The sequence below is a fragment of the Streptococcus oralis genome (assembly GCF_019334565.1).
Classification (GTDB): domain Bacteria; phylum Bacillota; class Bacilli; order Lactobacillales; family Streptococcaceae; genus Streptococcus; species Streptococcus oralis_CR.
Genome location: NZ_CP079724.1, coordinates 1,017,478 through 1,031,489, shown reverse-complemented (window position 1 = coordinate 1,031,489; position 14,012 = coordinate 1,017,478). Strand labels below are relative to the sequence as shown.

At 39.6% G+C, this 14,012-nt stretch carries 8 protein-coding genes; 7 read left to right on the top strand and 1 reads right to left on the bottom strand.

The window, feature by feature from the left end; genetic code table 11:
* Positions 1–213 precede the first annotated feature (213 nt).
* From KX728_RS05105 to KX728_RS05095, 3 genes are all read left to right on the top strand, one after another.
* Positions 214–2,751 carry a pneumococcal-type histidine triad protein gene (locus KX728_RS05105; protein ID WP_215804635.1) on the top strand — a complete coding sequence of 846 codons (2,538 nt, stop codon included), beginning with the start codon at positions 214–216 and terminating at the stop codon, positions 2,749–2,751.
* Between the two features lie 195 nt (positions 2,752–2,946).
* Positions 2,947–3,864 carry a metal ABC transporter solute-binding protein, Zn/Mn family gene (locus KX728_RS05100; protein WP_215804636.1) on the top strand — a complete coding sequence of 306 codons (918 nt, stop codon included), beginning with the start codon at positions 2,947–2,949 and terminating at the stop codon, positions 3,862–3,864.
* Positions 3,865–3,877: 13 nt separating this feature from the next.
* Positions 3,878–6,925: a pneumococcal-type histidine triad protein gene (locus tag KX728_RS05095; RefSeq protein ID WP_287639052.1), complete on the top strand. Its 3,048-nt coding sequence runs from the start codon at positions 3,878–3,880 to the stop codon at positions 6,923–6,925.
* A 36-nt stretch (positions 6,926–6,961) separates the two neighbouring features.
* On the opposite strand, the gene pepT is transcribed toward KX728_RS05095, so the two are convergent.
* The gene (gene pepT / locus KX728_RS05090) at positions 6,962–8,185 is read right to left on the bottom strand and encodes a peptidase T (RefSeq protein ID WP_042902311.1); all 1,224 of its coding nucleotides are present in this window, start codon (positions 8,183–8,185) and stop codon (positions 6,962–6,964) included.
* A 357-nt stretch (positions 8,186–8,542) separates the two neighbouring features.
* Here pepT and pitA point away from each other — a divergent pair, with 357 nt between their 5' ends.
* The 4 genes from pitA to srtG1 are packed head-to-tail and all read left to right on the top strand — an operon-like array spanning position 8,543 to position 13,962.
* Positions 8,543–11,128: a vWA domain-containing protein gene (gene pitA, locus KX728_RS05085; protein ID WP_215804638.1), complete on the top strand. Its 2,586-nt coding sequence runs from the start codon at positions 8,543–8,545 to the stop codon at positions 11,126–11,128.
* The gene (gene sipA / locus KX728_RS05080; RefSeq protein WP_049520259.1) at positions 11,128–11,679 is read left to right on the top strand and encodes a PI-2 pilus system signal peptidase SipA; all 552 of its coding nucleotides are present in this window, start codon (positions 11,128–11,130) and stop codon (positions 11,677–11,679) included. Before pitA ends, sipA begins: the two co-directional genes overlap by 1 nt.
* 59 nt (positions 11,680–11,738) lie before the next feature.
* On the top strand, positions 11,739–12,944 hold the full coding sequence (locus KX728_RS05075; RefSeq protein ID WP_252344768.1) for a DUF7601 domain-containing protein: 1,206 nt from the start codon (positions 11,739–11,741) through the stop codon (positions 12,942–12,944).
* A 16-nt stretch (positions 12,945–12,960) separates the two neighbouring features.
* Positions 12,961–13,962: a PI-2 pilus system class B sortase SrtG1 gene (srtG1, locus tag KX728_RS05070; protein WP_215804639.1), complete on the top strand. Its 1,002-nt coding sequence runs from the start codon at positions 12,961–12,963 to the stop codon at positions 13,960–13,962.
* The last annotated feature ends 50 nt before the right edge of the window (positions 13,963–14,012 follow it).

The following is a 14,012-nucleotide window of genomic DNA, read 5'->3' as shown; positions in this document are numbered from 1 at the left end:
TTTTTTAAGAACTTTCAAGAAAATCTTTGTTATATAAACTCCATTCTAGAGAAAGTAGCGTTGAAGAATAAAAAAATACTTAACTGGTTCATAAAATTCTTGACAAGTTGAAAATTTAGGAGTAAACTATTAACCAGTTAAGTAATAGAGAGGAGTTTCTGCAATTTAGAAATGAATTGCAACTAGAAATATCAAAAAAGAAAGTGAGTTTCGATGAAAATTAATAAAAAATACCTTGCTGGTTCTGCGGCAGCTTTAATTTTAAGTGTCTGTTCTTATGAATTGGGACTGTATCAAGCTAGAACGGTCAAGGAAAATAACCGTGTTTCCTATATAGATGGAAAACAGGCTGCGCAAAAAACAGAGGATCTGACTCCTGATGAGGTCAGCAAAAAAGAAGGCATCAATGCCGAACAAATCGTCATCAAGATAACAGACCAAGGATATGTTACTTCGCACGGCGACCACTATCATTACTATAATGGCAAGGTCCCTTATGACGCTATCATCAGTGAAGAGTTGCTGATGAAGGATCCAAACTACCAGCTCAAGGACGAGGATATTGTCAGTGAAATCAAGGGCGGTTATGTGATCAAGGTAGATGGAAAATACTATGTTTACCTTAAGGACGCATCCCATGCGGATAATGTCCGTACGAAAGAAGAAATCAATCGGCAAAAACAAGAACATAGTCAGCATCGTGAAAGAGGGACTTCAGCAAACGATGGTGCGGTAGCCTTGGCACGTTCACAGGGACGCTACACCACAGATGATGGTTACATCTTTAATGCATCCGATATCATTGAAGATACTGGTGATGCTTATATCGTTCCTCATGGCGACCATTACCATTACATTCCCAAGAGCGAGTTATCAGCCAGCGAATTGGCTGCAGCAGAAGCCTTTCTATCTGGTAGAAGTGGCCAATCAAATACGCCTACTTATCGCCGTACCAATAACAACAGTGCTAGCAGCGATGTAGATAGATGGACTCCATCCTATAATAATCAAGGCAACAGCTATACGAACACGAACACAGCTAACAACAGTAGCGACGATAACCAAGCAAGTCAGAGTGATGAGGATATTGATAGCCTTCTGAAACAACTTTACGCCTTGCCGCTCAGCCAACGACACGTAGAATCTGATGGTCTTGTCTTCGACCCAGCACAGATTACAAGTCGAACAGCTAGAGGAGTTGCTGTGCCTCATGGGAACCATTACCATTTCATCCCTTATTCACAGATGTCTGAATTGGAAGAACGAATCGCTCGTATTATTCCTCTACAGTACAGTTCGAACCATAGGGTGCCGGATTCAAGACCAGAACAACCAAGTCCACAACCGACTCCGGAACCTAGTCCAAGCCCGCAACCTGCACCAACTCCTCAACCAACTCCAAGCAATCCAATTGACGAAAAATTGGTTAAACAAGCGATTCGAAAAGTAGCTGACGGCTATGTCTTTGAGGAGAATGGAACCTCACGTTATATTCCTGCCAAGAAGCTTTCAGCAGAAACAGCAGCAGCAATTGATAGTAAACTAGCCAAGCAAGAAAGTTTGTCTCATAAACTCGGAGCTAAGAAAACCAATCTCCCATCTGATGATCGAGGATTTTACAATAAGGCTTATGATTTACTAGCAAGAATTCATCAGGACTTACTTGATAATAAAGGGCGCCAAGCTGATTTTGACGCTTTGGATAAACTGTTGGAACGTTTAAATGATGAAAGCAGTGATAAAGTCAAGTTGGTGGATGATATCTTGGCCTTTCTAGCACCGATTCGTCATCCAGAACGTTTAGGAAAACCAAATGCGCAAATTGCCTACACTGATGATGAGATTCAGGTAGCCAAGTTGGCAGGCAAGTATACAACAGAAGATGGCTATATCTTTGATCCTCGTGATATCACCAGTGATGAGGGGGATGCCTATGTAGCTCCACATATGACCCATAGTCATTGGATTAAGAAAGATAGTTTGTCTGAAGCCGAAAGAGCGGCAGCCCAGGCTTATGCTAAAGAGAAAGGTTTGACTCCTCCTTCAACAGACCATCAGAATCCAGGAAATACGGAGGCTAAAGGAGCAGAAGCTATCTACAACCGCGTGAAAGCAGTTAAGAAGGTGCCGCTTGATCGTATGCCTTACAATCTCCAACATACCGTGGAAGTTAAAAACGGTAGTTTAATCATTCCTCATTATGATCATTACCATAACATAAAATTTGAGTGGTTTGACGAAGGACTTTATGAGGCACCTAAGGGGTATACTCTTGAGGATCTCTTTGCGACTGTCAAGTACTATGTCGAACATCCAAACGAACGTCCGCATTCAGATAGTGGTTGGGGGAATGCAAGTGACCATGTTCAAAGAAACCAAAATGGTCAAGCTGATACCAATCAAACGGAAAAACCATCAGAGGAGAAACCTCGTACAGAAAAACCTGAGGAAGAAAAACCTCGCGAAGAGAAACCTCAGAGTGAGAAACCAGAATCTCCAAAACCAACTGAGGAGCCAGAAGAAGAATCACCAGAGGAACCAGAAGAACCTCAGGTTGAAACTGAAAAGGTTGAAGAAAAACTGAGAGAGGCTGAAGAGCTACTTGCAAAGATCCAAGACCCCATTATCAAGTCCAATGCCAAAGAAACTCTCACTGGCTTAAAAAATAACCTGCTATTTGGCTCCCAGGACAACAATACTATTATGGCAGAAGCTGAAAAATTATTGGCTTTGTTAAGGGAGAGTAAGTAGTTGTAACAACATTTTCTAACTCCTAAAAACAGGATAGGAGAACTAGAAAAGTTAAAATCGAAAATGAGAACAGAATGTAAGTTCTAGTTCTCATTTTTTTCATGAAAATATGTAAAATATCTTGACATATAGTGTAAATAAAGATAAACTATTTACTAGTTAATTAAATGGTTAAATACTAGTTAAGGAGTAACGATGAAAAAAAGAACATTTCTATTATTAGTGGTAGGTCTCTTGGTTCTTGTCTTAGGAGCATGTAGCCAAAAAGAAAAACAAGAAGCAAAAGGGATGAAGATTGTAACAAGTTTTTACCCAATCTATGCCATGGTCAAAGAGGTATCAGGTGACTTGAATGACGTACGGATGATTCAGTCAAGTAATGGGATTCACTCCTTTGAACCGTCAGCAAATGACATTGCTGCTATCTATGATGCAGATGTCTTTGTCTACCATTCTCATACGCTCGAATCTTGGGCTGGAAGCCTAGATCCTAACTTGAAAAACTCAAAAGTTAAAGTTTTAGAAGCTTCTGAAGGAATGACCTTGGAGCGTGTACCGGGCTTAGAAGATGTAGAAGCTGGTGACGGCATCGATGAAAAAACACTCTACGACCCTCACACTTGGTTAGATCCAGAAAAAGCAGGTGAAGAAGCTCAGATTATCGCTGACAAACTTTCGGAGATTGATAGTTCTAATAAGGAAACGTATCAAAAGAATGCTAAAAACTTTATCGCTAAAGCCCAAGAATTGACTAAGAAGTACCAGCCTATTTTTGAAAAAGCGAGTCAAAAGACCTTTGTTACACAACACACAGCCTTTTCTTATCTCGCTAAACGCTTTGGTTTGAAACAACTTGGTATAGCAGGGATTTCCCCTGAACAAGAACCAAGTCCGAGACAACTAACAGAAATTCAGGAATTCGTTAAGACCTATAAGGTTAAAACCATCTTTACTGAGAGCAATGCTTCTTCTAAAGTCGCTGAGACCTTGGTCAAATCAACAGGAGTTAGCCTAAAGACACTCAATCCTTTAGAAGCAGATCCTGAAAATGACAAAACTTACTTAGAAAATCTAGAAGAAAACATGAATGTTCTTGCAGAAGAATTAAAATGAGGAGATGATGAAAATGAAGAAGAAATACCTTGCAGCAGGATCGGCTCTTGTCCTTTCCCTAAGCCTTTGCATCTATGCATTGAACCAACACCAGGTAGAAGGAAACAAAGATAATAACCGTGTGTCTTATGTCGATGGGAAGCAAGATTCTCAAAAAACAGAGACCCAGACACCAGATCAAGTTAGCAAAAAAGAAGATATTCAGGCTGAACAAATTGTCGTGAAAATCACCGATCAAGGTTATGTGACTTCACATGGTGATCATTTCCATTATTACAATGGTAAAGTTCCTTTTGACGCGATTTTCAGCGAAGAACTGTTGATGAAAGATGCCAATTATCAACTGAAAGACGCTGATATTGTCAACGAAATCAAAGGTGGCTACATTATCAAGGTTGATGGTAAGTATTATGTCTACCTTAAAGATGCGGCTCATGCTGATAATATTCGTACGAAGGAGGAAATTGAGCGCCAAAAACAAGACCATACTCACGACGCACCAACTTCTAATAGTGCAGTGGCGCTTGCTCAATCTCAAGGTCGCTATACAACTGATGATGGCTACATCTTTAATCCTTCTGATATTATAGAGGATACTGGAGATGCTTATATCGTACCTCACGGTGGACATTACCACTACATTCCAAAGAGTTCCTTGTCTGCTAGCGAATTAGCTGCTGCCCAAGCCTACCTCTCTGGAACTAGAACTCAGCAGAGTGTGACTAACTATCGTCCTAGTCCAAACGAAACTGGTCAAACTACCAACCAAAGTCAACAGGCTGAAACACCAAGTAATCAAGCTGAGAGTCTTCAGAGTCTATTGCAACAGCTCTATGCTCTTCCAAGTAGTCAACGTTATGCTGAATCAGATGGCTTGATTTTTGACCCTGCTAAGATTTCAAGTAGAACGCCGAGTGGTGTGGCGATTCCTCACGGAAATCACTATCATTTCATCCCATATACAAAACTTTCTGCCTTGGAAGAAAAGATTGCGCGTATGATTCCTTTATCTAGCGACGGTGGGAAGCCAACACCTTTGGAAAATCCAAGCAAACCAACAGAACATCCAGCTCAACCAGATCATCATCATGACCAAGACGGTAACCATGGAAGTCAGGATACCAACCACGAAGATCATGACCATGATGGAGAGGAGCATGACCATCACCACGGTGAAGAACATGATCATGGTTTTGCAGCTGACCGTGTTATTAGTGAAGATGAGCAAGGGTTTGTAGTTTCTCATGGAGATCACGCTCATTATTTCTTTAAGAAGGACTTGACTGCAGCCCAAATCAAAGCTGCCCAAGATCACTTGAAAGAAAATCATCAGTCTGAGCCGGTTCAACCACTTGCAAAGACTGTGGAAAGTTTCTCAAGAGATGCTAGCGATGAAGAAAAAATCAAGTATATCTCACAGACCTACGGAGTACCGCTTGAAGCGATTCGCATTTCAAATGGATTCTTTGTCTTTGGAAATCCGGATCAAGCCTATGATCCAACCCATATCCATCCCTATGCTGTTCGAAAAGAACATGTTCGTATTCCTCTCCAAACTGGGAACCCAGAACTGGATTTCCTAAATGAACTGTATACGACTGCACTACGTGATGGGGTGTCTCCTTATAGTTTGCAAGTAGAAAATGGTAGTTTTGTGATTCCTCACGGAGACCACAATCACTATATCAAAGTTCAAACTAAGGGCTATGAAGTAGCTTTGAAAAATAAGATTCCGGCCCTACAATCGACCTATCAACCTGGAGCATTTGATGAACAAACAGTTCTATCTAAGGTGGATCAACTGTTAGCAGATAGCAGAAGTCTCTACAAAGACCAGCCAATCATGCAGAGACGGGTTGAACTTGCTTTGGGGCAATTCACCGAAAATATGAAAAAACTGGCAACAAACTCAACTGCTGGATACCTAGCAGCCTTGGATCTCTTTGATAAACAGTATATCCATGTGGATCAAAGTATGGCACCGGTTGAAACTTCACCTTTAGATAAGAAGTATCAAGCCCTTGTAGATAAGATCAATACACTGGATACAGATACTTATGGCTTGCCTAAGAAAGATCTTTTGGTACATTTGCAGGAAGCAAAACTAGCACAGGATGAGACAGAGTTGACTGCGATTGAAGCGAAACTGCAGGCCTTGCAAGATTTCCGAGATCGGACAGGGGTTACAACAGTAGAGTACATCAAGTACTTCTACGAACATGTGTCTGATGGTCGTTTGAGAGAAGAACTTCGGAACCGTGTTGCCAAGTTGACATGGGAACTTTACCAGTCACAATCTTTCCTCAAAGCAACCGACTTGAACAAGTTATTCCCAACTATTTACCAAACTAAGTTAGAAGTAGAAGAAGCTCTCAAAGAAGAACCCGTTTCTACAAAAGTTGGTAAGACTATTCTAGATACGGAAAAAGTAGATAGTCAAACTGCTAAGACCGCCATCTATGAATTCCTAAAAGAACTCTACGGTGATTTTATGCCAGAAGAGCGGGTTAGTCATGTTAAGAAGGAAGAAGTGGATGCTCTCCTAACTAAAGCTGCTCAACTCCTAGCACGTGTCAAAGAAGATGGTGTCAAACAATCCCTAGCTGAAGAAGCAGCTAATATCAAAGCGGCTACTGAAAAGGAAAATGCAGACCTTGACGAAGCTAAAACACAACTTGAGGATCTCTTGAATCGTATTGCAGCGACTATCCAACGAGAGAAAAAAGAAGCAGAACAAGATCCACAAACGGTGATTATCTACCAAAAACTCTATAATATCTTGCTCTCTCTTCACAAGTACTTAGAGGATAACAAAGGATCCGATGCTGACTTTGAACGTGTTGATGGCCTATTTGATCAACTTGCAGCCAAAAGTAGTGATAAAGAAGGCCTCCTCACTCTAGCTAAAGAAATCATTAGCTTGAACCAGGAACTCCGTTCAAAAGCAAGTAAAACTGATAGCCAATCTAAGTCTGAGAAAGACAGTGAAACAGCTGCTTCTAAACCAACAGAAAAGCAAGCGCAAAGTGAGTCTGAGACAAGTGCTCAACCAAATGAATAAAAAGAAAGGCGAAGTAGCTGAGCTACCTTGTCTTTTTTAGTCTTTATAAGATACAATGCCAATGATGGTATCCACCGCACGCTCCATAGTCTGAAGGCTGACGTATTCAAAACGTCCATGCATGTTTTCACCACCAGCAAAGATATTTGGAGTTGGGATACCCATAAAGGAAATCTTAGAGCCATCTGTTCCACCACGAATTGGTTCAATAATTGGCGTGATACCTAAATCTTCCATAACATCCTTAGCAATGGTAACGGGTGTCATGTCTTTCTCAATGACTTCCTTCATATTGTAGTACTGGTCTGTCAGAGTCAAGCTAACGCGATCATTCCCAAGCTCTTGATTCATCTTATCAGCAATAGACTGCATAGCTGCTTTACGAGCTTCAAAGGAATCCTTTTCAAAGTCACGAATGATGTAGCTTGTACGCGCCTCCTCTACACTACCTGACACATCCATAAGATGATAGAAACCTTGGTAACCATCTGTTAGTTCAGGTCGGTCATTCTCAGGAAGTTGATTATGAAAATCAATCGCTAGCTGAAGTGCATTGACCATCTGACCTTTAGCAGTACCAGGATGGACATTGCGCCCTTGGAAATGAAGCTCAGCAGCTGCTGCTGAGAAAGTCTCGTACTGAAGTTCTCCTAGCGGACCACCATCAACAGTATAGGCAAAGTCAACGTCAAAATCTTCTGCATCAAATTTGTTAGCTCCAACGCCAATTTCTTCATCTGGACCAAAACCAACTCGAATCTCACAGTGTTTGATTTTGGGATGAGCAGTCAGGTATTCGATAGCAGTCATAATTTCAGCAATCCCAGACTTGTCATCAGCACCCAGCAAGGTCGTTCCATCAGTTGTGATAAGCGTTTGGCCTTGATATTTCTCAAGGCTCTTGAAATCAGCAGGATCGAGTTTAAATCCAGAATCACCCAAGTCGATAGCTCTACCATCGTAATTTTCGATGACTTGCGGATTAACTCCCTCAGCATTAAAATCAGCAGTATCCATGTGGGAGATGAAGCCAATCTTGCGTGACAAGCTTGGATCGTTTGCTGGTAAGGTCCCAATAGCAAAACCATTTGGAAGGTAGTAAACGTTTTGCAGACCGACACGTTTCATTTCAGGAATAAGAACATTGGTCGCAAAATCTACCTGGCTTTGCGTACTTGGAGTAGTAGTAGAGTATTCATCAGAACGCGTATTAACCTTAACGTAAGTCAAGAAACGATCTAAAAGGTTCGGATAAGTCATAAAAACTCCTTTAACAATCATAAAATAGAATGCAAACTTCGGAAAAAGCCTCATTCTGAAAATTTCACGAATTTTGAAAAAATATAATAATTCAAATTCAGAAGACTTTCAAATGAAATCTTGGATATTTTAGATTAAAATATATGCATTGATATTTTATGAGATTTTTTTATTTTTTTTCATTTTACCATAGAATAGTTTGAAATACAAAGAAGAATCATACTCTTTTATTAATTAACATAATATAAAATCAATCATATTAATTGACACTGCGTGAACTTTATTGTACAATTATCTTGTAAACGTCCTAGATTGATATAGTAATAATATTAGTACATTCTAGTTAAGGAGAATAAAATGAACATTCGCTTCGATTTTAAGAAAGTTCAAATTATTGCACGCCGTTTAGTTACACTGTTAGCTATTCTCTTTTTGTGTGCTCCGATAAGTTTGTTAAATGCTGATTTTACTACAGAACCTCAGACAACCCTTCATAAAACAATTACTTCGATATCAGGACAGGATGACAAGTATGAGTTGTCATTGGATATCACTTCCAAACTGGGAACGGAGACCCAAACGGATCCCTTGGATGTTGTTTTAGTAGCAGATCTTTCAGGAAGTATGAACAAGAGAGATGTTCCTTCTTCTACTGGCCGAACAATTACAAGATTGGATGCTTTAAAAAATACTCTTAAAGGAACTCGAAATCGTCAAGGATTAATTGATACCATTTTATCCAATTCAAATAATCGGTTATCCATGGTAGGTTTTGGCGGAAAGATTGATAATAAGTTTGCGGAACAAGCATGGAATTCCTACTACCGAAAATGGGAGTGGGGGTATCGGTATTGGCCGTATGAAGCGAGAACAGCATTTTATGATGGTGTGTCCCCATGGGATGATGCGGAAACGATTTTAAATTGGAATAACGATGCTAGTGGTTCAAAGACTGCAGTCAGTAATATGAGAATTGCTGGTGGTCAATCAATAGGGACTGAATCAGGAATCGGTACAGGAACCAATATTAGCGCGGGTATTCGTATTGCTAATCAATTGATAGATAGTGCAAGACCAAATGCCAAGAAGGTTGTTATTGTTCTATCAGATGGTTTTGCCAATATGTATTACAACGACAGTGGTTATACAGTTTATAACTATAATAATCAAGATGGATCAGAAACGGCACCAGATTGGTTCTGGAATAATTTAGATGTATCTATCAATAATCTCGCCTATAGTCTCGCTCCAAAACTAGCTGGTTTTTACTCTATTAAGTTTCGTTATTCAAATAATGTCGATAGTATTACCAGTTTGCAGTATTATATCAGGTACCACAATTCTTCCATTCCTAATGAAATCCTATCCGCAAACAATGAAGACCAGTTACGAGACAGTTTCAAAGATATCACTGATAAGATTCTGCCACTGGGAATCCACCACGTGACCATTAAGGATGTTCTTTCTAAGTATGTCCAGCTATTACCAAACGGATCGTCAGAGTTTCGTGTAGTGAAAGAAAAGGCTGGTAGCAGTGAAACATTAACCGAAAATCAAGTAACTTTTGATTCCAAGACAACGTCAGAAGGATTAGTGGAAGTTACAGCTAAATTTTCTCCTAATTATTCTTTAGAAGATGGGGCTAGGTATGTCCTCAAATTTACTGTTACATCAAGCCAAGATGCCTTAGATGCTATTGCTGGTGATAAAAAACTAGAGACTGGTGATGCTGAAGGTTCTGATGTCAATAAACTCTACTCCAATAAAGGTGCCAGTGTCACCTATTCCTATGGAATAGGCACCTCTCAAACCAAGACCAAAGAATACTCTGACAACCCAACATTTAAGCCTTCGGATCCATTAACGGTTCCGGTGGAAGTGAAGTGGGAAGGTGTTAATGGAAGTAGCACAGTAACAGCTAGTCAACCTAAGGCTTTAGATTTTAAATTAATTCAAAAGAGCAAGAGTGCTGGAACAGACAAGAATGAATACAGGAAAACTAGTGTTGGAGTAAAAGCAGGTGAGCTAAGTAAAACTTCCAATTTTGAAAAAGTAGCTAAGGGTTATCAATATGATCTTACAGCCCCTGATGTTCCAGGTTTTACTAAGGAAGTAAAAAAAGAAGGAACGGACCAATCGCCAACCTTTAAAGTATCTTATCGTCAATTACCTAGTTTGACGATAAGAAAGATATTAGTCCCTGAAGATACATCGAATAAGAGTTTTAATATTAACATCGAGCTAACTGATAAAGAACGAAATCCTATAAATGGTACTTTCGGTGATATCAAAGTTACTAATGGACGTGCTCAAATACCATTAACACATAATGCCGAAAAATCTCTAAAATATCTCCCGTATGGAACTCATTACAAAGTTGAAGAAGACGTGGCATCAACGAACGGTTACCACGTTACATATGAGAATCAAGAGGGTGATCTGAATAAAGACGAAACCAGTATTGTCACAAATCACAAGCTTCCAAGTTTATTAGTTACAAAAAAGGTTACAGGTGTATTTGCCAACCTATTAAAATCCTTCAAGATTACCATTAACATCAGCGATGCTCAGAATAGTCCACTGAATGGAACCTATAATGCAACGGTGAATAATAAAAGAACCCCTCTGCAATTTACGAATGGTCGAGCGTCTATTGATCTAAACAAAGATCAAACCATAAAAATTGATGGACTTCCACTTGATAGTCACTATACCGTAGAAGAGGAATCAAACTCTTCTCGTGGATATCAGGTATCTTATGAAAATCAAGAAGGCAAACTGGATGGGGATAAGTCCGCGACAGTCACGAATAACAAGAACAGTGTACCTGAAACCGGAGTTGACTTCCTCAGCAGTACACTCGTGTTAGGAATAATCCTTCCTCTAGGAGGAATCTTCTTTACAATCCTACTCGGATATCTAGTGGTACACAGGAGAAAATAATGCTACTTAAAAAGAAACATAAGAAAACAGTAACACAAGTCAATCGGGATAAGTCTCCGCCGAGTGTATGGGGAGATATCCTCTACTTAGTCAGTAAGCTTCTGATAGTTGGGTTTGTACTGGCCACCCTTTACTTTTTTGTCTTTGGACTATTGAGATACAATGACGATGGCATGAAGCCAGCCTTAAAAGATGGCGACTTGGTTGTCTACTATAGGTTGGATAAACGTTATTCGATTGGTGATCTGCTTGTCTATAGTTATAAGGGTAAGGAAAGAGTGGCGCGTGTCATTGCAACCGAAGGAAGTACAATCGATATAAACGAAAATGGTCTCATCATCAACGGTTCTCCTCAACAAGAGCAGGATATCTACAAAGAAACGCTGCTCTATAAGGAAGGGGCTACCTTCCCAATGAAAGTCCCAGCAGGACAACTCTTTGTCCTCGGAGACAATCGAACAACGGCTGTAGATAGTCGTGCTTTTGGAACCATTCCTATACAGGATACCCATGGCAAGGTGGTAACAGTCCTAAGGCGACGGGGCTTTTGATGACAATTTATGAAAAAAGAAATTAAAAAATAAAAGGAATAATCACGAAAAAAACATTTTTGAAAAAATTAGTTACTGCAAGTATTGCAGCTGTAACCGCCTTGTCGGTCTTTAGAGGAGTGCCAACATTTGCGGATGATAATGATGTGGCAACTGCTAAAGCAACTGGTGAAACAAGTGCAAAAGTTTCTATTAATAAGGTGTTGAATATTGCGGAAGGAATTACAACACCTGAAGCAACTTTTACTTTTACTTTTACCCCTAAAACTGGTACATCATCAAATGGTGCACCTTATGAAACGATTTCTGATTCAAATGGAAAAATAGCTGCAAAGAATGTAGTTTATTCTAAAAGTGATCTTTTGCAACCAAATCAAACTAGTATTAAGAAAGATACTGGAAATATTTTCGAAAGCGTAACCTACACACACGCCGGAGAATATGTTTATACTGTAGCAGAAACTCAAAATGTTGGTTGGGCACAAATTCTGAAAAATAGCGTAGCAATTGATTCTATGACATATGATAATCGTAGCTATGAAATGCACGTTATTGTAAAAAATAAGCAAAGCTCAGGTGTTTATATTTCATCTGTATATTTCAAACTAGTGTCTACAAGTTCTACTGCTAAAGTAAAACCATCTGAGAAGGGCGAACTTTATAAATATGATTTATTTGTAAATACTTACAGGAAAAATGCGGGTAAAATCACAAATCCAAATGAACCAACACCAAATAAACCTAAACCAGAAAATTTCAATCCAGGAGCAAAATCTTTAGTAATCAAAAAATTGGTAGAAGGTGATTCGGCTGATAAAACAAAAGACTTTACCTTTAAGTTAACTTTTACAAAAGCTTCAACAGATGATCAAGGTACATTTGTCGGACAAGTTGGTTCCACATCTTATACATTTGAGAATGGGAAAGAAAAAACAATTACCCTTCACCATGATCAATCTTTGGTATTTGACAATCTACCTGCAGGTACTCGCTATAAACTAGTTGAATCAGGATCTCAAGGTTATAAAGCAACAGCCTCATATAATGAAAATGGAGTTATAAGGAATCAAACAGGTACAGCTTCAGCTGATTTTACTCAAACTAGTATTTTAGTTGGTGAAAAGACAAATGATAATACCATTACAAATAGCTTGCCAAATGTTACCCCTACTGGTCTCTTGATTGACAACCTTCCTTTTATCTTGATGATTGGTCTTGGTTTGGCTGGATTTGTTGTTTTGTCTAAAAAACGCAGACAAGCTTAGGCAAGTGGTTTGACCGATGAAAATCAAGCGTGAGAAACCAAAAAGGAGTTTGTCTAGGCGTCTGGTCCTTGCTGTAGATGCATTTATGAATCATATCTTGCTCCTCTTGGCAGCCTTAGTCTTTCTCTTTGGTTTCTACGCCCTTTGGGATGCCAATCAGGTCTATTCGCAGGCTTCATCAAGTGAGTATGAGGCCTATAGACCTGTTAGTACCAGTGAGAAAGATGAGCTTGCTAGTTTTTCTGGCTTTCACAAGCTACAGCAAGTCAATCCAGAGGTTCTCGGCTGGATCAATGTCTATGGCACCAATATCGACTACCCCTTAGTCCAAGCCAAAGACAATGAAAAATACCTGAACAAAGATTCCAGGGGAGAATTTGCAGCTACAGGAGCTATTTTTCTTGAGGCTCGAAATGAATCCAAGTTCGAAGACTTTAATACCATCATCTACGGACACCATGTAGAAAATGGGGTTATGTTTGGAGATGTAGCAAAGTTTTCTGATAAGGAATTCTTTGACCATCATCGCTACGGCAGTATTTACTATAATGGCGTTGAAAAAGGTCTTGAGATCTTTGAGATGCTCGAGGTGGACGCCTATGACTTTAACATCTACGATCCAGGTATTAATGGAGATGATCGGCGCCAAGAATATATCGATCACTTACTCTCAGTTGCCATCCACAAACGAGACATTACACTGGGGCCCAATGACCATATCATTCTTCTCAGTACCTGTTTCCTAGACGTAACAAATGGGAGACATATCGTAGTTGCCAAGATTACGGATACGGTTCCAAAGAACACCTTCCATACGAAAAAATCAAAACCATTTCCTTACAGCGTCTTTGATGATTCGTCGCTCGGACGATTTCTCTCATCGATTCCTTTGTGGATATGGTATATCATCTTATTTATCTTGCTCTTGCTATTGATCTTCTTGCTCATCATCCTCTACTTGATCTTGCGTCGTAGAAGAGAAGCAAAGGAAGAAGGGGCAGATACCATTACTGACTAAACTACCAATAAAAGAGAAAGGGACAGCCTCTCTTGCTCTTTTATTTTCAA

Bases quoted from the DNA above. Each gene is read 5' to 3' on its own strand.
- KX728_RS05105 (WP_215804635.1), top strand. From the start codon at position 214: ATGAAAATTAATAAAAAATACCTTGCTGGTTCTGCGGCAGCTTTAATT.
- KX728_RS05100 (WP_215804636.1), top strand. From the start codon at position 2,947: ATGAAAAAAAGAACATTTCTATTATTAGTGGTAGGTCTCTTGGTTCTT.
- KX728_RS05095 (WP_287639052.1), top strand. From the start codon at position 3,878: ATGAAGAAGAAATACCTTGCAGCAGGATCGGCTCTTGTCCTTTCCCTA.
- pepT (WP_042902311.1), bottom strand. From the start codon at position 8,185: ATGACTTATCCGAACCTTTTAGATCGTTTCTTGACTTACGTTAAGGTT.
- pitA (WP_215804638.1), top strand. From the start codon at position 8,543: ATGAACATTCGCTTCGATTTTAAGAAAGTTCAAATTATTGCACGCCGT.
- sipA (WP_049520259.1), top strand. From the start codon at position 11,128: ATGCTACTTAAAAAGAAACATAAGAAAACAGTAACACAAGTCAATCGG.
- srtG1 (WP_215804639.1), top strand. From the start codon at position 12,961: ATGAAAATCAAGCGTGAGAAACCAAAAAGGAGTTTGTCTAGGCGTCTG.